Source organism: Armatimonadota bacterium (assembly GCA_018268395.1).
In the GTDB taxonomy this organism is placed as follows: domain Bacteria; phylum Armatimonadota; class Fimbriimonadia; order Fimbriimonadales; family Fimbriimonadaceae; genus JAEURO01.
Map to the genome: position 1 here is coordinate 56,600 of JAFDWQ010000010.1, position 21,865 is coordinate 78,464.

At 63.2% G+C, this 21,865-nt stretch carries 27 protein-coding genes; 15 read left to right on the forward strand and 12 right to left on the reverse strand.

Annotated features, from left to right (window positions below; all coding sequences use genetic code 11):
* Positions 1-123: 123 nt before the first annotated feature.
* From JST30_15700 to JST30_15715, 4 genes are all read left to right on the forward strand, one after another.
* Entirely contained in the window at positions 124-1,302 is a 1,179-nt protein-coding gene (locus JST30_15700; GenBank protein MBS1715771.1) for a hypothetical protein, read from the forward strand.
* 95 nt (positions 1,303-1,397) lie between these two features.
* Positions 1,398-2,018 (forward strand): hypothetical protein, encoded by a 621-nt coding sequence (locus JST30_15705; GenBank protein ID MBS1715772.1) that lies wholly within the window; start codon positions 1,398-1,400, stop codon positions 2,016-2,018.
* Positions 2,019-2,040: 22 nt separating this feature from the next.
* Positions 2,041-2,508, forward strand: coding sequence for a hypothetical protein (locus JST30_15710; protein ID MBS1715773.1), 468 nt, complete (start codon positions 2,041-2,043; stop codon positions 2,506-2,508).
* A gap of 87 nt (positions 2,509-2,595) precedes the next feature.
* The gene (locus JST30_15715; GenBank protein MBS1715774.1) at positions 2,596-4,026 is read left to right on the forward strand and encodes a hypothetical protein; all 1,431 of its coding nucleotides are present in this window, start codon (positions 2,596-2,598) and stop codon (positions 4,024-4,026) included.
* 110 nt (positions 4,027-4,136) lie between these two features.
* Here the strand turns inward: JST30_15715 and JST30_15720 are convergent, their stop codons facing one another.
* Positions 4,137-4,877 (reverse strand): hypothetical protein, encoded by a 741-nt coding sequence (locus tag JST30_15720; protein MBS1715775.1) that lies wholly within the window; start codon positions 4,875-4,877, stop codon positions 4,137-4,139.
* Positions 4,878-5,176: 299 nt separating this feature from the next.
* Here JST30_15720 and JST30_15725 point away from each other — a divergent pair, with 299 nt between their 5' ends.
* Positions 5,177-5,929, forward strand: coding sequence for a hypothetical protein (locus JST30_15725; protein MBS1715776.1), 753 nt, complete (start codon positions 5,177-5,179; stop codon positions 5,927-5,929).
* A 66-nt stretch (positions 5,930-5,995) separates the two neighbouring features.
* Here JST30_15725 and JST30_15730 read toward each other — a convergent pair whose 3' ends face one another.
* From JST30_15730 to JST30_15740, 3 genes are read right to left on the reverse strand one after another with little or no spacing between them, the layout of a single operon-like run.
* The gene (locus JST30_15730) at positions 5,996-6,745 is read right to left on the reverse strand and encodes a GNAT family N-acetyltransferase (GenBank protein MBS1715777.1); all 750 of its coding nucleotides are present in this window, start codon (positions 6,743-6,745) and stop codon (positions 5,996-5,998) included.
* Between the two features lie 59 nt (positions 6,746-6,804).
* Positions 6,805-7,374, reverse strand: coding sequence for a DUF1080 domain-containing protein (locus tag JST30_15735; protein MBS1715778.1), 570 nt, complete (start codon positions 7,372-7,374; stop codon positions 6,805-6,807).
* Positions 7,375-7,415: 41 nt separating this feature from the next.
* On the reverse strand, positions 7,416-8,222 hold the full coding sequence (locus JST30_15740) for a tetratricopeptide repeat protein (protein MBS1715779.1): 807 nt from the start codon (positions 8,220-8,222) through the stop codon (positions 7,416-7,418).
* Positions 8,223-8,383: 161 nt separating this feature from the next.
* Here JST30_15740 and JST30_15745 point away from each other — a divergent pair, with 161 nt between their 5' ends.
* Positions 8,384-10,330 (forward strand): hypothetical protein, encoded by a 1,947-nt coding sequence (locus tag JST30_15745; protein MBS1715780.1) that lies wholly within the window; start codon positions 8,384-8,386, stop codon positions 10,328-10,330.
* Between the two features lie 31 nt (positions 10,331-10,361).
* The gene (locus tag JST30_15750; GenBank protein MBS1715781.1) at positions 10,362-11,105 is read left to right on the forward strand and encodes a methyltransferase domain-containing protein; all 744 of its coding nucleotides are present in this window, start codon (positions 10,362-10,364) and stop codon (positions 11,103-11,105) included.
* On the opposite strand, the gene JST30_15755 is transcribed toward JST30_15750, so the two are convergent.
* Genes JST30_15755 through JST30_15765 form a run of 3 tightly spaced genes read right to left on the reverse strand, consistent with a single transcriptional unit; the run spans position 11,102 to position 13,558 of the window.
* On the reverse strand, positions 11,102-12,622 hold the full coding sequence (locus JST30_15755) for a hypothetical protein (protein ID MBS1715782.1): 1,521 nt from the start codon (positions 12,620-12,622) through the stop codon (positions 11,102-11,104). The two genes, JST30_15750 and JST30_15755, sit on opposite strands and share 4 nt — an antisense overlap.
* A 1-nt stretch (position 12,623) precedes the next feature.
* Entirely contained in the window at positions 12,624-13,148 is a 525-nt protein-coding gene (locus tag JST30_15760) for a prepilin-type N-terminal cleavage/methylation domain-containing protein (protein MBS1715783.1), read from the reverse strand.
* Between the two features lie 2 nt (positions 13,149-13,150).
* Positions 13,151-13,558, reverse strand: coding sequence for a hypothetical protein (locus JST30_15765; protein MBS1715784.1), 408 nt, complete (start codon positions 13,556-13,558; stop codon positions 13,151-13,153).
* A gap of 267 nt (positions 13,559-13,825) precedes the next feature.
* Here JST30_15765 and JST30_15770 point away from each other — a divergent pair, with 267 nt between their 5' ends.
* From JST30_15770 to JST30_15780, 3 genes are all read left to right on the forward strand, one after another.
* Positions 13,826-14,566, forward strand: a complete 741-nt coding sequence (locus tag JST30_15770; protein MBS1715785.1) for a G-D-S-L family lipolytic protein — start codon at positions 13,826-13,828, stop codon at positions 14,564-14,566.
* Positions 14,567-14,641: 75 nt separating this feature from the next.
* Complete coding sequence (locus tag JST30_15775; protein ID MBS1715786.1) at positions 14,642-14,974, forward strand: winged helix-turn-helix transcriptional regulator; 333 nt, start codon at positions 14,642-14,644, stop codon at positions 14,972-14,974.
* Positions 14,971-15,447 (forward strand): SRPBCC domain-containing protein, encoded by a 477-nt coding sequence (locus JST30_15780; protein ID MBS1715787.1) that lies wholly within the window; start codon positions 14,971-14,973, stop codon positions 15,445-15,447. Before JST30_15775 ends, JST30_15780 begins: the two co-directional genes overlap by 4 nt.
* Positions 15,448-15,484: 37 nt before the next feature.
* On the opposite strand, the gene JST30_15785 is transcribed toward JST30_15780, so the two are convergent.
* Positions 15,485-16,042: a DinB family protein gene (locus JST30_15785; protein ID MBS1715788.1), complete on the reverse strand. Its 558-nt coding sequence runs from the start codon at positions 16,040-16,042 to the stop codon at positions 15,485-15,487.
* Between the two features lie 31 nt (positions 16,043-16,073).
* Complete coding sequence (locus JST30_15790) at positions 16,074-16,367, reverse strand: DUF1905 domain-containing protein (protein ID MBS1715789.1); 294 nt, start codon at positions 16,365-16,367, stop codon at positions 16,074-16,076.
* 72 nt (positions 16,368-16,439) lie between these two features.
* Here JST30_15790 and JST30_15795 point away from each other — a divergent pair, with 72 nt between their 5' ends.
* Positions 16,440-16,919 (forward strand): DUF2721 domain-containing protein, encoded by a 480-nt coding sequence (locus tag JST30_15795; GenBank protein MBS1715790.1) that lies wholly within the window; start codon positions 16,440-16,442, stop codon positions 16,917-16,919.
* Positions 16,920-16,978: 59 nt separating this feature from the next.
* On the forward strand, positions 16,979-17,704 hold the full coding sequence (locus JST30_15800) for an META domain-containing protein (GenBank protein ID MBS1715791.1): 726 nt from the start codon (positions 16,979-16,981) through the stop codon (positions 17,702-17,704).
* Between the two features lie 18 nt (positions 17,705-17,722).
* Here JST30_15800 and JST30_15805 read toward each other — a convergent pair whose 3' ends face one another.
* The gene (locus JST30_15805) at positions 17,723-18,505 is read right to left on the reverse strand and encodes a hypothetical protein (GenBank protein ID MBS1715792.1); all 783 of its coding nucleotides are present in this window, start codon (positions 18,503-18,505) and stop codon (positions 17,723-17,725) included.
* Between the two features lie 121 nt (positions 18,506-18,626).
* On the opposite strand from JST30_15805, the gene JST30_15810 reads away from it, so the two are divergent.
* On the forward strand, positions 18,627-19,127 hold the full coding sequence (locus JST30_15810) for a DinB family protein (GenBank protein MBS1715793.1): 501 nt from the start codon (positions 18,627-18,629) through the stop codon (positions 19,125-19,127).
* Here the strand turns inward: JST30_15810 and JST30_15815 are convergent.
* Entirely contained in the window at positions 19,124-19,642 is a 519-nt protein-coding gene (locus tag JST30_15815) for a DinB family protein (GenBank protein ID MBS1715794.1), read from the reverse strand. The two genes, JST30_15810 and JST30_15815, sit on opposite strands and share 4 nt — an antisense overlap.
* Before the next feature lie 31 nt (positions 19,643-19,673).
* A complete protein-coding gene (locus tag JST30_15820; protein MBS1715795.1) occupies positions 19,674-20,231 on the reverse strand; it encodes a type 1 glutamine amidotransferase in 558 nt (185 codons plus the stop codon).
* Between the two features lie 372 nt (positions 20,232-20,603).
* On the opposite strand from JST30_15820, the gene JST30_15825 reads away from it, so the two are divergent.
* Complete coding sequence (locus tag JST30_15825; protein ID MBS1715796.1) at positions 20,604-21,323, forward strand: TetR/AcrR family transcriptional regulator; 720 nt, start codon at positions 20,604-20,606, stop codon at positions 21,321-21,323.
* Positions 21,310-21,840 (forward strand): DUF1772 domain-containing protein, encoded by a 531-nt coding sequence (locus JST30_15830; GenBank protein ID MBS1715797.1) that lies wholly within the window; start codon positions 21,310-21,312, stop codon positions 21,838-21,840. The genes JST30_15825 and JST30_15830 overlap by 14 nt, the downstream gene beginning before the upstream one ends.
* The last annotated feature ends 25 nt before the right edge of the window (positions 21,841-21,865 follow it).

Sequence of the window (21,865 nt, forward strand, 5' to 3'; positions counted from 1 at the left end):
AAACGGGGCCCGGGCCTAACGAGCCTGAGGCCCCTGCCCGCACATGTGCCGGTTCGAACGATCAAAAGGGCCTGCACAGCTTTAAACCGAAGCATAATCTTCTCCGGAGACGGAGAGGAAGACATGAAATTCGTTCGCTTTTCGGCCGCGACAGTCGCGGCTTTGTCGATGGTCGCGCCGTGTCTTGCGGCGAAGGTCTATGTGCTGTCGAGCAGCTATACCGTGCAGGACGCCGCGATCAGCGCTTCTTTGACCTCTGCGGGCCATACCGCGGTCATCGGTCTGCCGTTCAACTTGTTCGACGGTTCGGTCTCGCTCGCGGGATACGACGCGGTGTTCTTCCAGTCGAACTACAACTGGACGGCAGGCGACATGCCTGCTGCGGGCCAACAGCAACTGTTGAGCTTCGTCAACAACGGCGGGGGACTCATCACTTCGGAATGGACGTTGTGGCTTGTCGCTAGCGGGAGGTTCCAGGACTTGAAGAACGCCTTTCCGTCCGTCGAGACGACGTCCTATAACGGCGACACGATGCACCACTTCCAGAAGGTCACGCCCGAGACCACGATCAATTCGGGAATGCCGGACGATTTCCAACTTGCCGGTGACAACGTGGCCGGCGGCGAGACGAACGTCAGCGGCGTCTATCCTGGGAGCGTCGTGTTCTACGCCACGGTCAACTATGGCAACTTTGTAGGCTTGTCGGGAAGGGACTTCGGTCAAGGCCGCGTGGCGCAGTTCTCTCAGACCGTCGGCGAGCAGTTCTTGAGCGACCCCCTCGGCTTCCGCTTGACGGGCAACGTCGTCGAATGGGTGTCTCACGGTGCCGCGAGCCAGCAGGTGAACCCGGTGTCCGTTTCGGTGAAGTTCGGCAAGATTTCCGGCGGCGGGCTCGGCGACATCTCCGACATCGACGGCAAGATGTTCCGGGTCTGCAAGTTCATCGTGCCGAACCAGAGCGTGGCTCCGATCACGGTCGAGGTCGAGGGCAACAGTCCTCTCGCGTCGCCGTCGCACATCAACTTCCGGACGTACGGCAAGATGTCGATCAGCGGACTCTTCTCCGAAACGGTCGACCTCTATGACTGGACGCAATCGGCGTTCAGCACGACCGCTGTGAACACCGTGGCCGTCAACCAGAACCTGAAGGCCGTGGGAGTCAACGCCGACGCACCTCAAGCGCGCTTCGTCAGCGGGACGGGCCGGCTGAGGGCCCGGTACCGCATCCGTCAGACGGGTCCGGCGGCAGCCATCGGATGGTGTTACGACCTGGACCAGGCCGTCTGGTTCGTCCGGCAATAAGCCGTCGAGCGACGGGCGCCGGGACGACGTCCTGGCGCCCGTCTTCGTGCCGGACGGTCGAGGGTCCCGCACGGCGCCATGGGCCAGACTGGGGCATGAGCCCTTTTTCGCTCTCCGTCCTTTTGGGTTTGGGCCTGACGGTCGCCGGACCTCCGGCTCCAGACACGGTCAAGGAGGCGCGGCGGCTCGCGACGGAGGCCGAGCGGTACGCCGCTCGGAGACCGATGGACAAACGCATGTTCAAGGAGGTCGGAACGTCCCGTTGGCTCGAGATGTCGAAGGAAGACGGGCATCTGACTCCGGACGGGATGTGGGACGAGAAGGTGTCCAACGTGGCTTACGTCTGGATCCGGGAAGGAAGGACGCTCCTTGTGTCGCTCACGGCCGGTTCGCCGTCCGGCGACTGGACGTCCACCGGGGTCTCAGTCTTTCGTCGTGACGGGACGCTGGCCCGACACGAGTCGACATACGCCGCTTTCAGCCCCGTGCCAGGGCGGGTCGTGAGGGAGACCGTCTGGTCGTCCACCGGACGGCTCTTGGCCTCGAAGACCGGGTGCACCACCTTGGAGGGCGGCAAGAAACTCCATGGGACAGACGCCACGACGTTGCTGGGGACGGTCTTGGAAACGACCGTCTGGAAACGGGTGCGCGACCTTCCGTTCGGCGGGATGCTCGGAAAGCGTCCGGCAAGCGGGGTAGAAGGGAAGGTTCGCTAGCGGTCTGGCGTCTTCCGACCATATGGCACCCGTCTGGGCCGCATGGGCCGTTAACGTGTCGACTTCGGTCTTGTGGACGACGGTCTTGTCCACGATCGGCCTCATGACCCTGGGAGCGGTCGAAGCGCGGTCTGCTTTTCAGCCCGTCAATGCGATCAGCCACATGCTGTTCGGCGACGGGCCGATCGTGTCCAAGGGGCCGGTGCCCCGGTTCTTCGTGTCCGGCTTCCTGCTGAACGTGGCCGCGCTCGCCGCTTGGGCCCTGGTCGCGGAAGGCCTGTACCGGCTCTTGGGAGACCGACCTGGGGAACCGTTCCAGGCGACGGTGGTCTCGGTCGCGGTGACGCTCTTGGCGATGGTCGTCGATTTCCACGTCGTACCGAAGCGACTGACGCCCGGGTTCGAGCGTGTCCTCAGTCGCCGTTCGCTGACGACGGTCTACGTCCTCCTCGCGTGTGGCTTCTTTCTTGCCGGACTTCAACGGGTGTGACGTAGGTCCACCGACGAGGGGGCCCTTTGAACCAATGGGCATCGTTCGTGCGGTCTTGAGCGTAGATCAGACAAGAGAACCCTTGACATGAGGATCGGGACGGTGTTCGTATGGACTGGGATCGGGGCTGCGACGGCCGCGGTCCTCGCGTTCGTACCGATGCCTGCCCGAAAGGCGTCGGCCAAGCCGACGGCCCTCCCCGTCGTCGCTACGGTCAGGGCGACCACGGTCACGGTGGACGGACGGTTGGAACTCAGCGGGGTCTTCGTCCTTCCTCAGGACGGAGCGGTAACCGTGGGAGCGGCGGGCTCGGGGACACGGATGAAGCCGATCGTCAAGGTCGGGGATAAGGTCAAGAAGGGGCAAGTCCTTGCTTCGGTGGATCTTGGGGCCCCGTTACGCCGCGTGGCTCCATCACGTGTGGACGGCGTCGCGGAATCCAAGCATGCCGAGCAGTTGTCCGACGCCCTCGGGGCCGCGCTTTCGAACTACGAGACGGCGCTGGCCGAGGCGAAGAAGCGCGTGGCGCTGGCCGAGAAGGACCGTGACGAACGGACGGCCGAAGCCAAGGCCCGGCTGGACCAGGCACTCGCCGCAGGGGCCACAGACCGTGCGAAGGACGCCCGGGCCGCTGCCGAAGCCGCCCGACAGGTCTCCTTGAAAGCGCGGGAACGGGCCGACAAGGACAACCACGCTTTTGAGGAAGGCTGGATCTCCCGGAACCAAGCGACGGCCTCGGCGAAGGTCGCCGAAGCGGCAGAGACGGTTTACCGCGAAGCACAGGAACGGGCCGACCGGCTCTCGAAGGAGCCGTCACCGGAGGAGGCGGCTGCGGCCAAGGCTGCATATGCCAAGGCGCGAAGGGAAGAAGACGTCAAAGTCGAGTCGGCCAAAGCCGAGCTCGCCGCGATCGAGAGCGCCGGCCTAGGAATGGCCGGCCCCACATCGCCGCCGATCGTCCTTCCGAGCGAGGCGGCGCTCGCGGGCAAGATCGCTTCGCGAGCCGTCTTGCGCGCGCCGGTGGACGGCACTGTCGCGCAGACCGAAGGACAGATCGTCCTGCTCAAGGAAGGGGCCGGCTGGGAGATGGTCGCGTCCGTCCCCGCCGTCGAGGCGCTGCGCCTGAGCCCGGGACAAGCGGTCTCGTACGCTTGGGGCGGCGTCGGATCCGTGGGTGCGATCGGCGCGACCGACCTTAAGGCCGGCACGACGAAGGTCCGATTGGTCTGTCCGTCGCGGCCCCCAAAGGGCGCACCCGGAAAAGCCGTCGTGACGGTCCCAGGTCGGGACCGGACGATCCTTTTGCCCGCAGAAGCCGTCCTGTACGGCCCGGCCGGGTCTGCGGTCTTCGTCGTCGAAGACGGCACGGCCCGGAGAAGGCCCGTGACGGTCAAGACCGGTGCGGACGGTCGACTCGAGGTGACGACGGGGATCGAGGCAGGGAACGAGGTCGTCGTCGAAGGCGCCTCGTTCTTAAAGGACGGGGCCAAGGTCGTCCGCTCGAACGACCGGGCCTAAACCGCGGCGCTTCGTCCGGGACAGCGTCGCCATGGCTCCTCTTGCGACTAAGGGCCGGGCGGCGTCCTGCTCCTCTCCATAACAGGAGCCGCCCGTATCGGCGCCCAGGGTCAGCGGCTGCGCCGACGAAGCGCGCCCAGAGTCAGCAAGAGCCCGAGTGCTAGGGCGGGCTCGGGAACGACGGCAAGCCCGCGGACGTCGGAGTAGCCTCCGCCACCGATCACGCTGAACCCTCCGGTGACCAGGTCGACCTTGAGCAATCGGTCGCGTCCGCCGATCAGCGTACCGTCGGACAGAAAGTCCATGCCTTGGATCTCGTCCGTCCCGGGCCACGTCCCGACGTCGGCCGCGAGGCCCGTCGAAGCGTCGACCGTCACAAGTCCGAGGTTGATGTCCCAGGCATAGAGGACGCCGTTCCAGGACGCGAGCGCCTGTACGGCGTTGTACGGCGTTCCGAGTTTCCCGATCTGGACGACCGTGCCCGATCGGGGATCGATCGTCAGAAGGATGTCGCTGTCGTCCGCCCCAATACCGTTCTTGATGCCGTAAAGGACGCCGTTCGCGGACGCGAGCCCACGGACGTCGTTCGTACCGAGGTTCGTGGCGAGCGTCCCCACTCCGGTCACGGGATCGATCGACAGGAGCCGGTCGTCTTGACCGGCTGCATAGAACGTCCCTTGGTGGTAGGCCAAGGCGTTCAAGCTGCCCAGCCCGCCTGGGCCGAACGTGGAGCCGACGCCCGTGTCCGAATCGATGGTCGTGGTCTTACCGTCGTAACCGACGGCCAGGACGGGTTCGGCTTGGGCCACCGCAGTTGCGAGGGCCAGAACGACGAGACAGACGTTCCTCACTTCGCGCCTCCTTTGTCCGGCCGGCTCTGCGGCCGGGTGCTGACTTCAGGTTACGGTCCTTTTGCGCCGTCAAATCTAGACAGAATCTTGAGGAAGCGGAACCTCGTGAAAGGTCCCGGGCACGGTACGGAAACCGAAGGATTCGGGACGGCGTAGGCGCGCTTCGTCGCAGACTCTGACAGGCGGTAATCCAGACGGAAGTGTGCGTCCCCTGACAAAATCACTGGTTCTCTTCGACGACTTGCTTAAACGGTTCAGCAACCTGCAAAATGGACGGTGCACCTATACGGGAGCGGACAATGAAGTTGACTTTTCGAACATTGAGTCTTGGAGTGGTGCTGGCACCTTTCTGCACAGCGCACGCGAACCTCTTGGTCAATGGCGACCTGGACGTGACGTACCAGCAGGAGATCGTCTCGGGGTTCTTCCTGCCGAAGCCTTACAACTGGGAAAACGTAGGGAACCGTTCGATCGGCGGGCCGTACGAAGACGAGATGTCCTCCGAACCTTGGGCCGGGCCTTCTCCGACGCCTGTGACGGCCAACGGCTTCGACGTGACGAAGAACGAGTTCAACGGTCAGGACTGGGGCGTGTTCTTCAAGCCCTTTACCGGAAGTGACAACGACGGTCTCGCGACGGGCCACTTGTACCAGGACGTCGCCGCGTCGGCGGGCCTGTCGTACACGATGACCGGTTGGGCCGGAGCCGAGGCCAACGCCCTGATGCGGGACGCGGTCTTTGCCCTGGAGTTCTTGGACGCGGGCAAGTCTGTCATCGGGTCCAACGTCTTGTCCTTGATGCCGACGCTCTACGTCGACAACGGCCTGGCTTTCGACTACAAGCAGTACTCCGTCAGCGGAGTCGCACCGGCCGGAACGGCTTGGGCAAGGGTCCGAGCCTCGATGATCGACGCCAGGTCGAATCCGCTCGGCGGGGGTCAAGCCTATGTCGTCGACGACTTCGAACTCAACGTGGTTCCCGAGCCCGTTTCGATGATCGTTCTGGCGGGCGGTATCGCCGCCCTGCTGCGGAAGAAGCGGTCGGCGCGGTAGCCGACCGGTTCCTGTCGCATGTTCCGGGCCGTCGGCGTCATGCCGGCGGCCCGGTCTCTTGAAGCGTCAGTGACCTTCGGCGCCTTCAGGAACCCGGACGTACAGCTGGACCGCCCCGTCGTCCTCGAAGCCGAGCCCGCGATAGACGCTGTAACCCGCTTCCGAGGATTGGAGCACGCCTGTCGTCAACCCGAGGTCCCTCGCGACGGCCAAGGGCCCGGCCGTGAGCACGGCTCCGAGTCCCTTGCGCCTGTGGTCGGGCATCGTCCCGACGCAGTAGATGCCGGCCAGTCCGTCGATCATGGCCAGGAGCGAGACACCGACCGTCTCGTCGCCGGACCGGATCCGGAAGAACTGGAGCGGAGCGTCCGCAGCGTCGTCCGTCCGGACGTGGACCGGGCTCATCGAACGGGCCGCCAAGGGTGCGACCGGGTAGCTCTCGGACAACGTCTTGGCCCAGTCCTCGCCGTCGTCGGCCGACGACAGCCGCTCGAAGGTGTAGGCATCCGGCAGCTTTGGGGAGGGCATTCCATCGAGAGCGACCTTCATGGCCGGGATTTCGCCACCGTGGACGAAGCCGAACGGCGCCAAGTCCGACTCGAGTCCTGGATCCAGCGGTCCAGGCACGATGATCATGGCCAGACCTTCAGCAAGCGTCCTCGACGCGGCTTCGACCGCGCCGTCCCGTGACAGGCCGATCCCAAAGTTTCCGAAGAAGTCGGCCTCACCCGACCGGAGGACGATGCCGCCACTTTCGGGTCGGTGCACGAAGGGGCACGTGTTGTCGGAGTAGACGGCCTCGAGGGCAAGTCGCATATGGTCGGCTGAAGGAGCGGGCCGGGTCACAGGTGGAACGATACCGTCTGACCGGACCGCTACCGGACGTGCTTTAAGCGGATCTTTCGGAACTCGACGGTCATATCGACCCCGCCATGAAGTTGCAGGGCGACACACCCTTCCCGACGCCCTTGAACGTCCTCGATATCGGTCACGGTCTGACCGTTCAGGACGACCGTGTAGTGCGGGCCCACGGCCTTGACGTCCATCTTTGACCACTCTCCTGGACGGAACTTCGTTTTTGCGTGGGTCTCCGGCGTCGGTTTGAAAACCCAACCCCGTCCGGCCGTTTCCCAGATGCCGGCGACGTCATCGATCGCGTCGACTTCGGCCTGGAAGCCCTTGACCAGTGGCTGTTCCAAGATCCTTTCGGCCCGGAAGTAGAAGCCGCTGTTGCCTTTCGAAATCCGGAACTCGAAGCTGGCCGTGAAGTCCTTGACCGGTTCCTTGTAGACGAGGACGCCCTGTTCATCGGCTTGCGCACAGACCCCTTTGAGGACTCCACCTGCTTCGACCGTCCACGTGCCGCCACCGACCTTCTCCCATCCGTTCAGGGTCCGGCCGTCGAAGATGGCGTCTGATGCGAGGGCTGTGAGCAGTGCGAGCATGGCCGATTGTGACGGGTTTGCGAAGTCGTTGTCGCGGCACCTTAAGACGGAGGCAAGAGCGAACGGTAGTGGTCGGCCTTGGAGCCGTCGCCTTTCGCCCGATAGAGGGCTTCCAGCTCTTCGAACACGTAGCGGTCCGGCTCGCCTGCGGCCTCACACTCGGCTTCGAGGGCGGTTTGGATCTCGAGCGCCCGGTCAAGGTCGCCTTTCTCTCGCAAGCTGCGCGCGATCATCCACTTCGCGATACGCACTCCCACCGCTTTTCCCGCTTTCTGGCGTTCTTCGAGGGACTTCTCGTATTCGGCGATCGCGTCGTCGTACCGCCCTGCCAAGTGGTACGCGTACCCCAGGTTGTTCCGTAAAGACCCTTCCCACTTCTTCGCTTCTTCCTGGTCCGATCGGGCCAGGTAGTCAAGGGCCTTCAAGTTCCAATTGATCTGATCCTCGGGGGCATCGTCGACCATCGTCATCATATGGAGCGCGTCGATGGCGATGTAGTCGAGTCTCGCAGACCGTGCCGTCTCGTACGCCGAGGTGTAGTGTTCCCGCGCAGCGTTGCGGTCGCCTTCAGTGACGGCACTGGGATCGTGGGCGGGCGAGCACAGGGTCCGGCCCGACTCCAAGTGGTACCGGGCTTCCACCTCCGGCGCCCCTGCGAGGTGGGGAAGGACACCGGCGAGCACCTCCCTGGCCCCGCTCCAGTCGCCCCGAAGCCCTTTCGTCCGTGCGATCTGCGTCAACAGGACGAACCGGTCGTGTTCGGAGGCTCCTGTCATCGCGTTCCGGAACCGGTCCTCGCTTTCGGAAGGGTCCTGAAAGTTCCAAAGGGACAAGACGTCGACGGCCATGTCGACATTGTGCGCCAACGAGGTCCCCGGCCGCCCTGTGGCCGACCGCAGGTAGAAAGACGGGACATCGGCCTTGTCGGTGGATTCGACCTCACGCCGAAAGCAGGTACGGGCCGTACAATGAAGTCGGCCTGGTCGTGTCCAGGTCAAGGAACCGTCTTGTGACCTCGTACCGGAACCGCTCGAATCGGAGAGTCAGTTGGGCCCTGCTCGCATTGACCGTTAGCCTGGCTCAGGGCCAAGGTCTGGACACGGGCCGTTTGCACCCGTGTGGCGAGTCTAAGGCCCGGGCGTTGGCCGGACTGTTCAACGGTGGCCAAAACATCGCCGCCGCTGATTTGGACACCGACCTGAAGTACGAAAAGCTCGATATCGAGCTCTTGCCGAACCAGACGAGGATCCAAGGCACCGTCACGTTCACGTTCGAGGCCAAGGTCGACGCTTTGACGACGGCCCGGCTGTACCTCGACACGAACGGCACGGCCATGGGCGCGTCCGCCGTCGGCGGGGCCGCGACCGGATTTTCCCAGAGCGCCGACGTCCTGACACTGACTCTCGACCGCGCGTACGCCGCAGGGGAGCTGTTCCAAGTCACCGTCACGTACGGAGGGACACCAAGGAACACGGGTTACGGATCGTTCTTGTGGGAGCACCACGGAAGCGGCCTGAACTACAACTGGGCGATCTCGAGCCTGTCCGAGCCGTTTTTCGCGCGCACGTGGTGGCCGTGCAAGGACGTCTTAGGGGACAAAGCCGACACGGCGGACGTGTGGATCACCGTCCCGAACGACTTGACCGCGGTTTCGAACGGCACTCTCCAAGGCGTCGACTCGCTATCGGGGAACCGTCTCCGATATCGCTGGTCCGAAAGTTATCCGATCATCACGTACCTGGTCTCGATCGCGGTCAGCAATTACGGCCAGTACTCCTTGACCTACGACCATCTCGGCCGGACGATGCCGATGTCGTACTACTTGTTCCCGGAGAACAACGGTACGAACAGCACGTCCCGCCAATATTGCGACCTGAACCGGACACAAGTCGAAAAGCTGTCCGACGTCTTTGGGCAGTACCCGTTCATCGACGAGAAGTACGGAATGGCCGAGGTCATGGGTTCGGGCGCGTTCATGGAGCACCAGACGTGTTCGAGCATGCTCGGCGTGACCTATGAGTCGATCAACGCCCACGAACTGGCGCACCAGTGGTGGGGAGACATGGTCACATGCGGCTCTTGGGCGGACATCTGGCTCAACGAGGGGTTCGCCACGTACGCTGAGGCGATCTGGGAGGAACAGCAGAACAACGGGAGCTTCACCGCGTACCGGAACGAGATGTTGGCGAACTACCCGTCCAGCGTCGACGCGAAAGTGCTCCGGACGAACCTCAACGACGTCAACCACATCTTTTCCGGGACGGTCTACTACAAAGGGGCCTGGGTGCTCCACATGCTTCGGGGCGTCATCGGCTATGAGAACCTTAAGGCGACCCTGGCCCAATATCGGGCCCACAAGCTGTGGCAGAGCGCCGTCACCGAAGACTTTGCAACGGAAGCGAGCGCCGTCTGGGGCCGTGACTTGACCTTCTTTTTCGACGAGTGGATCATGAACGGCGGAGCGCCCGATTACCAGTACAACTGGCGGGACGACACGGTCAACGGACAGCACCGCCTGCGTCTCGGCCTTTGGCAGAACCAGAGCACGAGGGGCTACGGACTGATCACGATGCCGGTCCGCTTCCGCGTCGCGACGACGAACGGGACGGTCGATTTCTCGCTCTGGAACAACGACTGGACGGACGTCTACGACCTGGCCCTGCCGGGTGCCGTCACGAGCGTCACGTTCGATCCGGAAACCTGGCTCCTGATCAATTCGAAGTCGAAAGTGACGAAAGCCGTCCCGGCGTTGCCGCTCCTGGGCGACATGAACGCCGACGGGCGCGTGAACCTGCGCGACGTCCCTCTCTTCCGTTCGGCGAAGAACGGACAAGTGACGGACCACACGGTCCTCGACCGCGGCGACTTCGACTACAACGGGACCGTGGACGCGGCCGACGAAGCCGTGTTCATGCCCTTGGCCCTGGGGAACAGCGTGACAGGCCCGAAGCGCTGAGACTCCGGTTCGGCCCGGTCACAATCGGGCCGTGAGTTTCAACGTCTACGACGACGCCGAGCGGGCGGCGTCCTATGCCAGACTGGAGTTTCCGGGAACGTATTATCTGGCGTTCCGGGACATCCCGGGAGTTATCGGCCGCAGGGCCGGAAGGACGGCCTTGGACTTTGGATGTGGGGCGGGCCGCTCGACGCGGTTCCTGAAGGGGCTCGGCCTGGACGCGGTGGGCATCGACATCTCACCCAGCATGGTCGCGGCGGCTCGAGCCGCCGACCTCGATGGCGAATATCTGACCGTTCCCGATGGAGACTATTCGGCTCTCGGCGACCGCCGGTTCGACGTCGTGTTCTCGGCGTTCGCCTTCGACAACATTCCTGACCGCGCCCATCGCGGTCACATCGTCGGTGCACTGGCCGGGCGCCTGAGCGCCGGCGGCGCGCTCGTCATCTTAGGGTCGGCGCCCGAGATCTATGTCCACGAGTGGGCGTCCTTCACGACCTCCGCCTTTCCAAGCAACCGGTCGGCAAAGTCAGGAGACGAAGTCTGGACCGTGATGAAGGACGTGACGGACGGCCGACCGGTCCGAGACGTGCTTTGGACGCACGAGGACTATGTCGGTCTCATCGAAGGTGCGGGACTCGTGGTCGAATCCGTACACCGACCGCTCGGCAGGCCGGAGGACGGCGTCGAGTGGGTGACGGAGACGACCGTCGCACCCTGGGTGATCTACGTCGCGGTCCGGCCCGACGATCCGGCTAGAACGGACGAAACCTAGCCAGGCGGACGGCGCCACGACACCCGGTCGTATCCGCCCGTCGTCGGGAAGTGGGGCGGAGGGTCGTCGGCCATACGGGCGTCGTACCAATAGTCTTTGGCATAGCCGGTCTTGATCGACTTACCACTGAACGTGCCGACCGCTCCCCGTGCCTTTTGGATGATGCCGCCCATGATCTTAAGGGTTCCGGTCGGCTTCTTTTCGTCGTAATTCTCGACCCCGAAGCTCCCGTCCTTGGTCGAGTCGCTGCCGGCCAGCATGATCGCATCGATCTCCATATCGGTCGGCGCCTTCTCCGATATGGTGATGTTGCTCGCAAAGAGTCCGAGGGAGCCGGACGAGAGGTTCGCCGGATCGCTGGGGCCAAGGGCCGGATCGTACGGCGTCCGGTGTTTGATCGGAGCCGTCACCTTGATGTCTTTTCCGGAGTTGACGTCGGTCACGATCGTATAGGCGTTGCGGAACGCGACTACGGGAGGATCCCCGGCGACGATGTTGTCGGCGACCGTTCCGGCCAAGCTGGTCACGTCGCCTTGGCAGTACAACACGCCGTTCACCGTCCCTTCGATGTAGGTCGTCTCACCGGAGCCGACCTGCCGGCCGATGCGTTTGTTCGCCAAGTCGATCGTCAACGTCGTGACGGTCTTTCCTTGAGTGAACTTGAACTGTTGGTTGCCGCTGCCGTCGACTTGAAGGGCGATGGCGGCGTCTCCTTGCACGAATATGCCGCCGTCCGTGTGCACATAAACGCCCGTCGTCGACGGGTAGGGGTCGTCGCTGCCCCAAGCGAGGGCCTTTTGTTCGAGGCTCGAGGCAGGCAGCGGGATCGTGTCGACACCGAGCTGGTAGCCCTTGGATCCTGCTGAAAAGACCTGTTTGAACTGGTCCTCGTTTTTCGGATCTTTGGGAGCGAAGTCGATTTCTTCTCCGGCGGCCGTCACCATCGCTTCAAAGATCGGGCCGTCGCCTCCCCAATTGATCTGGAACGAACTGTCGGACTTGTTGTTGCTGTGGGCCGGGCCACGGATCTTATCGCCACTGAAGAACCAGATCCGACCGTCCGAGGAGGCTGACGTCTCGCGGTCTGTGAAGTAGGCGTACTTGCCGAAAGACGATTGTCTGAGGACGATCTCGACCTCTTCGCTCTCTTTGCCGTAGAAGCCGCTCACCCTGACCCGGTACTTCTTCAGGGTCGCGCCCCCATTGTCGTCGTACGGGAACACGGTCACGACGTACGAGCCGCCGTTCAGCTTCTGGACGCCGCCGAAAGGATCGAACTCGTCCTTGATGCTCGGTGGCGACCCGAGTTTCTTGAACCACCTGACCGTACGGTCCACGCCAGACTCCGCGAGGTTGAACGCTACCGTCTGGTTCTTGATTTTGGCGGTCATGTGAACGCCCTGGACGGTCAAGGAAAGGACCGCCATGCCGATCACGACGATGAACATCATCGTGATCATCGACGTGACGAGGACGCTGCCGCGCCTCATCGTCCAACGACCTTTGCGTGTGCTCACTTTAGTTGTTCCTCAGGTAGATCGTGCGTTTGGTCATGGCCCCTTTCCGCTTCGAGTCCATCGTGTTCCGCTCGGTCGCGATCGAGACTTCGATGCTCGCCGGGCCGCTCGAAGAAAACGAAACCGAGCTGACGTCTCGGCAGACGACCCGTGGTGGTTCGAGGGACGGTTTGCGGACAAGGCACGCGCCTTTCGGGTTTTCCCGTCCGTCCAAGTCGCCCCGGTAGTAATCGACCGCCGTGTTCTCGGCGACGACGTTTCGGTCGTAGGCGCCCTTCTCGTCGACGACGGGATAGAACACGCGGATCTCTGTTTCGGACAGCACTTTGACCTCTTTCGCCTCCTGGACGTCCCTGTTCAAGTACTGCATCGCCGTGCTGACGCCGACGTCGACATAGTATTGGTTCGACGTCGTGTTGAAGCTCGCGATCGAGGTCGCCAGGATGCTGACGACGCCCATCATCAGCATCGTCATGATCACGGTGACGAACGTCGCTTCGACCAGAGTGAACCCGCGTTTCTTCATGGTCATCCTTTCGCGATCAGAGCCGTGACCGTCAGGTTGCCTTCGCTCGGTTTGGCGACGCCACCGGTCCATTTCAAGGTCACGGTCACTTGCTTGACGTCCGAGGAGTACGGGTCCACGGATATCGTCGCGGTCGTACCGACGTAGTGGTCGTCGATCTTGTCGGCCTTCTGGAACGAATAGGGCGCCGTCTTCGGCGATTCGTCGATGATCCCCGCGGCCAGCAGTTGGTCGTACGTCAGGCGTCCGTATCCGACCGACCGGAGCTGATCGATCTTGTGCTGGACGATGCTCGAGGCTTGCTGGTACTGGCCGACCATGTGGCCGGTGTTCATAGCGGTCGGAAGGTAGGCGGCGAAAACGGTGGCTGCCGTTCCTAAAGCCAAGATCGCGATCAGGACCTCGAGCATGGAAAACGCGCGTCGTGTTCGGACAATCGGTCGGATCGGCACCTTCGGAATCTCCTTTCGGGCCGGACCAGGCTCCTATTCTTACCGGGTGGGGCTCAGCCGACAGATCGGCCGCACTCCCGGGGTCCAGGGCTCTCTTTCCCGATCCCCTCTTCCGATGAACCGGTACTTCACCCTGTTCTCGACAAATTCCGGACAGAAGTGGTCGGCGCGGCCGGAGTTGACCCTTGTGGGAGATGTGGACCGGCCGTGCCAAAATCGATCGTCATGGGACCCATCACGGCGCTGCTTGCGCTGACCGTCCTGGTCTCACCGAGCCGTGTCCAGGACAGGCCTTACGACCGGGACATCGCAGAGTTCCGAAAGCTCGACGCAGCCCGTCGACCGGAAAAGGGTCAGATCCTCTTCATCGGCAGTTCGTCGTTCACGCGATGGGCCCGCCTTCAGGACGCCTTCCCGGGACGACGCGTCTTAAACCGGGCTTTCGGCGGTTCGACCCTCCTCGATGTCCGCGCTCGGTTGGAAGACGTCGTCTTTCCTTACCAACCCGGACAGATCGTGCTGTACTGCGGCGAAAACGACTTCGCCGCCGACAATGGTTTGGCTCCGGACGCGGTCGTCGGGCGCCTGATCGACCTGTTCCGGACGGTGCGCGCCCGCCTTGGTGCCGTGCCGTTCGTTTACGTCTCGATGAAGCCGAGCCCGAGCCGTTGGCACCTCGCCCCGAAGTTCCGGTCGGCGAACGACGGGATCCGCGCCTTCCTAGGCAAGCAGTCGAAGACGGTTTACGTGGACGTCTGGCCCGTGATGCTAGGGAAGGACGGCCGGCCGCGCGAGGAGTTGTTCGTCGACGACAAGCTTCACATGAACGATAAGGGGTACGCGCTCTGGACGCCGCTGCTGGACAAAGTCCTCGTACGACCGGTACGGGCGACGGACCGGTCGAAGAGGGACGGTCCCGGAGAGGTGCCCTGGTGGACGGGAGGTCGTCCCACCGCACGGAGCTAAAGCTGCCCGGTCCTATAGCCTTGACATTATATAACGAATATGTTATATAATGATGCCGCTATAATCGGACGAACGATGGTCGACCTGAACACCGCCTTTGCCGCCTTAGCCGATCCGACGAGAAGGGCGATCCTCGCCCGGCTCGTCCAGGGAGAGGCGACCGTGATGGACCTGGCCCAGCCCTTCGACATGAGTCAACCGGCCGTATCGCGGCACCTCAAAGTGCTGGAAGGGGCGGGACTGATCGCCCGCCGGGTGAAGGGCACGACCCGCCCGTGCCGGATCGTGCCTCAGGCGTTGAGCGACATCGACGGTTGGCTGCACGATCTCAGGCAAGGGCTGGAAGCCAACTACGGACGGCTCGACCGCGTCCTGTCCGACTTAAGCGCGAAGGAAAACGCACCATGAGCAAACTTGAGCTGAAACTCGAAGGCGACACCGACGTCGTCGTGACCCGACGCTTCGCGGCACCTCCGGCACTGCTGTACAGGGCCCACACCGATTGCGAACTGATCCAAAAGTGGCTGCTCGGTCCGGACGGATGGAGCATGCCGGAGTGTCGGAGCGATGCCAGGCCGGGCGGTCAAATCCGGTACGAATGGCGGAACGCCGAGGGCCACGGTTTTCACCTGACCGGAGAGTTCATCGAACTCGAGGCACCGCGCCGGATCGTACACGTGGAACGGATGTTCTTACCGGATCCGACTCCGGACAACCGTGTCGAAACCGTCTTCGAAGCCGACGGAGAAGGGACGGTCATGACGATGCGCATGTCGCTGCCGAGCGCCGAAGTCCGAGAAGCCATGTTATCGACAGGCATGGAACACGGAATGGAAGCCAGCTACGTCCGGCTCGAGGAGTCGGACTGGAGAGGCTGGTAAGACGCGTCCCAGGCCGTCCAGACCCGTCTGGGCGGCCCTAGACCCAATCGACGTCGATGCCTCGTAGCATCAGCAGTTCCGAAAGCTGCCCGACATGTCCTTGAAGGTGGCGCAAGTTCAGCAATTGGTGCGACGCCTTAGACTCCTTCGGATACCAGGAGAAGCCGCTCGAAGGGCGGTCGAGATCGAGCGCGTCGACCGTCGCGTCGACGAGACCGTCCACGAACACCAAGTAGGCGATGACGTCTGCAGGACGGCACGGTCCGGTCCCGGTCGCGAGTTCGTAAGGTTCGAGGTCCCAGGGTGCGCGCCACATCCGCTCGAACTCGGGCCGGCGGGAAACGGCCAGTTCCGACGGTGGTGGCTTGAACGCTTCTTCGTCTTGTCCGAGATAGAGGTGGGTGAAGTAGACGGTATGGAAGGCGATGCGCCAGAAAGGTCGCTCGACGCCGTTCCATTCGGACCCCGTGTCCTGTGACGGTCCGGCCGGCGGGTTCGGAGCCGTCCAGAGCTCCACGGGGCAGCGTTCGACGGCCTGCAAGAGCATCGCCAGGCCCGAGTGGTAATTCTCTTTCAACGCCCTCTTGAACACCATGTTCCGAGCATACCGAGCCAACGTTCCGGGTTCAGGAACGGGTTTCGACGACGACGGTCAGGCTGACTTCGTCGCCCTCCTGGAGGGACTCGGCCCTTCGGACTTTGTCCTTGATCGGAACCAGATAGAGACCGTCCTTGGGGAACAGGGACGTCGTCCATTCGGTCGCTCTGCATCGGACTCGAACCGGAATCACGCCCCAACCATAGGTCACCTTGGAAGACACCTCTTTGATCCCTTGCGACTCTTCGGCAGGGACGGTGACGAAGTGGAAGGGGGCGGGGCCGCGCCAGTACCAGATGCTCCCGGTCACTTCGATCGTCATGGGGCGAGTATAGCGGAGCCCAGTAGAGAAGTCCGGTGCGACGGGAGCGCGTGACCGGCCGTCCTGGGAGTCATGGGTTCCGAAGGAAGTCCGTTCGCGGCGCTGACGCTCATCGTCGCTCCTGCGATCCTTACGAACGCGTGTTCGGTCTTGATCCTGAGTACCAGTAACCGACTGGCAAGGACCGTCGACCGTGCGCGCGTCTTGGTCGGGCAGATCGAAGCGGCGGCTCCGGGGACGGTGTCACACCTTCTCGAAGCCCAGAGGTCGGCCGAATCGCGGGCGATCATGTTAGCCAAGGCGCTCCGGCTCACCTACAGCTCGCTCGGTGGCTTCGCCGGTGCGGCGTTGGCATCGGTTTTCGGAGCCGTCTCCACGACCGGGCCGGCCTGGCTCGAAACGCTGCTCCAAGGGCTGGCGCTGCTCTTGGGCTTGGCCGCCGTCAGCGGTTTGACGGCCGCGGCCGTGATCCTCGTCCAGGAGTCTCGGGCCACGGTGGCGCAGCTTCAGCGCGAGAGCGAGCAGATGGAACGGCGCCGTTCGTCGTATTGAGCGGTAAAGGGCCCGATCATGGGGCACTGACCGTCCGTGCTTCGTCTGAGTCAGTAGACATGTCGATCGTCCTGCCTTTGATCGCGACGGCCGTCTTCCTTCAATCCCCGATGGAAGGCTCGTTCTCCGGAACGGTCACGTACCGGAGCCGGATGGCCTTGCCGACCGGATCCGTCCTCGTCGTCGCCCTCGACCGGTTCGCCGGTCCGGACCATTCGAACGTGACGGAAGTCCGGATGAACTTGGGTGGAAAGCAGGTCCCTGTCGCGTTCGCGTTGCCCTACACCGGTCTCAAGACGCAAGGAACGCGGTACGGCGTGAGGGCCGAAATCCGTCATGAAGGCCGAGTCCTCTTCTCTTCGCCGTCGACGCGTTCCGTACAACCGGGTCAGAAGTCGAAAATCGGACTTGTCCTCGTCCCTGCGGCTCAGGCCGACACTCCGAAGATCGTCGACACCCATTGGGAACTCATGGCCTTGGACGGGAAGCCCATCGGGTCTCCTGAGCGTCCGCCGACCCTCGCCCTTTCCCGCGACGGGAAACTCCAAGGGTTCGGCGGCGTCAACCGCTTTGGCGGCAGCTATGTGCTTGGCGAAAGGTCGGCTCAATTCGATCCCGGACCGATGACTTTGATGGCCGGGCCGCCCGAACTGATGGATACCGAGTCCGCGTTCGTACGGATCCTGCCGTTGGCCAATCGGGCCGAAGTGTTCGAAGGCGAGCTCGTCCTCCTTCGAGGGGAAAGAGAGCTCGCCCGGTTCCGCAAGTCAAAGGGCGCAGGTTAGACCGTCGATCAGGCGTCCTCACGATTTTCGCCGACGGGCGAAAAGTAGCGTCCAGGGCGCCAGAAGGAGCCATGCCGGCGGCTCCGGAACGATGGTCTGATAGAAGTGGCCGTGGGAGGCCGTGGCCCCGCTTTCGGTTTCGTCGCCGGCGCTGACGGAGGCCGAAGCCTTGTCGTCCGCGACAGCGAACATGTACCAGACGTACTTCTGTTCCTTTGTCGGGTCCGGCTCGGTCTGAACCCGGGTGTCGATAAGGCTTTTCCTGCCTTTAGACTTACCGTCCTTGTCAAAGACCTCGAACGTTCCTTCACTGACGACGCTGGACTGTTGTTGCTTGACTTTCGCCTTTCCTTTGGCCGTTCCTAGCGGGTTCATTTCCGAGTCGGACCAAACACCTTCAATGTCCATTTCCTTCTCGTCAGCCCTGTTGAGCCAGGAAACCGTTCCGGTGGCGACGTAGTCGAGTTCACCTGCACGGATCATGGAGGTCCAAGCCCAGACCGGGCCGGCCGTGCGGACCGCCGTCGTCGACGAGCGGAACTCCAGGCCGCCTAAGGTCTGTCCCGGAAGGGTGCGGGTCGAAAAGACTCCGGCGCCCCAATCCAGGTCGCTGACGTACAGGACGGTGTCGTCGACCGTCCACGGGACGAACGCGCTGAGGAAAGCGCTGTCGATGGACTGGGCGTGCATGAACGACTCCGACGCCAAGTCCCATTCGTTGAACTGACCGCTCGCGACGACCGCCAATCCTGCGGACAGCAGGCTGAGGGAAGCGCGTTTGAGGACACGCACGTGTGCCATAGTTGTCTCCCTTGTCGGGGGCTGCAGCCCTTCCTTTCTACGCCGAAGCGCGTGCGGACCGGCTGTCTCGTCCCAAAGGCCCGTGCCCCCGTGCCCTCTAGAGCAGAGTAACATCCCGGCCGTGACGCCGACCGAAGCCCTGCTCGACTCCTGGAACCGTCAATGCCGGATCGTGGACAACATGGCCCGGATCGTGACCCCGGACCTTCTGGACGCCAAACCGTCCGAGGACGGCTGGACGGTGGCGTTCCACTTGGCCCACATCCATGGGACGCGGCGTTACTGGCACATGAACGCGGCCGGACTCGACGCGCCCGTCGGGCCGAGCCTGTACACGTTCACCGAGGGCCAAGACCCGGTTCCTTCACGCGATATCGAGGAGATCAGGGCGCGCTTGGCAGAAAGCGCCAAGCTCGTCCACGATTGGGTGGCCGAACAGGTCGGATCGGGTGCACAAAAAGTCGGCAACTATGACCACCCCGTCTACTACCTGCAGCACATGGTGTGGCACGAAGGGTGGCACGTCGCCCTTCTCATGTTGGCCTTCCGTCTGGCCGGGCAAGAGCCGGACGAAGAGTGGGAGTGCGCCAATGTTTGGGACCTCTGGCGCTTGCCCGACTAATTGAAGTTCGGCAGGTTCAAGAACGCCTGCCACGGGCCGATCTCGTCCTTCCATAACGCAGCGAACGACTTGTAAATCTGCCCAAGGTGGTAGTGGTCGTGGGCTACCCAGCAGGCCAGAACGCTTCGCACCGTGAACGGGCCGATCTCCTCGTCGTCGTACGAACGCTCCAGGTCGTCCTCCGAGAGCCCGAGTCCCCGAAGACGGTCGATGGCCATGAGCCGCCTTTCCTCGAACTCGTCCAAGGTCTGGTCGAGCGACAGCGTCCGGATCCGGGCAAGTTCCGCTACTTCGTCCATGGGAGACACCGACTGCGGGTCAAGGACGAACTTCACCCGTTCGATCCATCCTTCGCACTCGCACAGCAACAGGTGTCCGACCGCCTGCCTCGGGCTCACGACGTCGGCGGCGTGACGGCTGGCGAGCTCCTCGTCCGTGCGGCCCTGGACGATCGTCCGCAACTCGCGGGGCGTCCGGGACAGGGGGGAAGTGTAGCGCGAAACGTCGATCGGCACGCGCCGAATCTACCTCCTCGTCCCCGTCCGGTCAGCCCGTCATCGAGGCGTGACGGCCCTCGCGGATCTCTTCGATCATCTTCCGGTTGAAGGCCGGCAGATCGTCCGGCTTCCGGCTTGTGACCAGGCCTTGGTCCACGACGACCTCTTCGTCGACCCATTCCGCTCCTGCGTTGGTCAGATCGCTCTGCAATGACGGCCACGATGTCATCCGTTTTCCGTTCACGGCTCCGGCCTCGATGAGTGTCCACGGCCCGTGGCAGATCGCGGCGATCGGTTTGCCCGCTTCCGCGAAACCGTGGACGAATCCGACCGCTTCCGGCATCGTCCGGAGCTTGTCGGGGTTCATCACGCCGCCAGGAAGGACCAGAGCGTCGTAGTCTTCGCAATCGGCGTCGCCGAGAGTACGGTCCACCGATACCGATCGACCCCAGTCGGCGTGCTTCCAACCCTTGATCTCACCTGGCTCCGGTGCGACGACTTCGGTCGCGGCGCCCGCTTCCTCTAAGGCTCGCTTCGGTTCGAGCAACTCTGATTCCTCGAACCCGTGAGTGGCAAGGATGGCGACGCGTTTTCCGTTCAAGTTCATGGTTGTCCTTTCGACCGCTCTGTGGCCGGCCGTGCCCATTAGGACTCCGCCGTTACGGGCGACTGAGAACGGGCGGGCCTAAAGCGGGACGTCGTTAGAGAAAGCACTTACACAGGAAATCGATCGTTCTCGACCATGCAAGGTCGTCTTCGGCGAAGGGGCCCATGACATACGCATTCGGCCGACCGAGATCGGTCTGCCCCGTTCCTGAGTCGAAGAATGACGGCGCAGACGTCGTCCGGACGATCGCTCGACTCACGGAGCGCCCAATGGGCTCCGTACACCTGGAAGGAGTGGGAGGTCTCGAGGATGGTGCAGGACCTTGGATTCATAAGTAAGTGAACACTCACTAATATATGGTACAACGGACGAGTGGAAGGCAAGAAGAGGATCCCGGCCGATGCCCGTAAACGACAGATCGCGTCGTCGGCCCTTCTGGTGTTCGCCAAAGAGGGGTTCGATGGTGCGACGACCCGGAAACTGGCGGAAGCGGCTGGCGTGTCCGAGGCCTTGCTGTACCGCCATTTTCCGACGAAGGAGGCCCTTTACGGCGGACTAGTCTCCGTGTTCTCGGAGCGTGCCGGTGACATCCCGGCACTCTTGACCCGTTCCAAGCCGGGGACCGGACCGCTGGTCGAAACCGTGTACTCCCTGACGCGCCTGATCCTCTTAGGCGCACCGGGCCGGCCGAAGGACGACACCGTCGACCGGTTGGTCGGACAAAGCCTTCTCGGCGACGGCACCTTTGCGGCGGGCTTCCTGTCGAGTCTCTTCGAGCCTCTCGTGCCGTATCTCAGCGCGTGTCTCAGGGCGGCGTGGGCCGAAGGAGACCTTCAGGCTCTCGAAGGGCCGCCCGAGTTGCCGTGTTACTTGATGCACCACCTTGCGGGGGCCGTCGCCCTCTTCAGGCTTCCGGGCCGACCATTGTTGCCGACCGACGACCCGGAGACTCTGTTCCGGCAGACGGTCCTCTTCTCCTGCCGCGGCCTCGGATTGACGAGTGCCGCCCTCGACCGGCACCTCGACTTCGATCGGCTCGACCGCTCGTTCGTCACGACCCTGACTCCCCCGACACCCCATGAAGACTCTTGATCTCCTCCGGTTCCTGTTGCTGAACCTGTCCGTCGTCTTTTCGGCAGGACTCCTCTTCGTGAACGTTTACAATTCCGTCGTCGACGCGGCCAATTGGGGCAGCCATCTGCCGAACTCCGTTGAAGCGGCCCGTGCCTATTTCAAGGCCGCTGATCCCGGAACGTTCTTCCGGATCGCTTCGCCGCTCAGCCAAGTGATCGCTTTAGGCGCCTTGATCGCCTGTTGGAACTGCGGTCCGACGATGCGCGCCCTCTGCGGGCTCGCTCTCACCGCCGCCGTCGCGAGCGACGTGATGACGTTCGCATATTTTTATCCGCGCAACGACGTCCTGTTCCATCGACCGTTGCAGGGCAGCATGGACGCCGTGAGGTCGGCGGTCACGCAGTGGTCGGCGATGAACTGGGTCAGAAGCGCGACTGTCGCGGTCGGGGTGCTCATGGCCCTGGCTTCACTGACCACCTTCGCCCGCACGATCGGGGTCGACGTTCGTCATGTGGCCCGTCAGGCGACAGCCTGAACGCGGTCTGACGCTGACTTGGCCC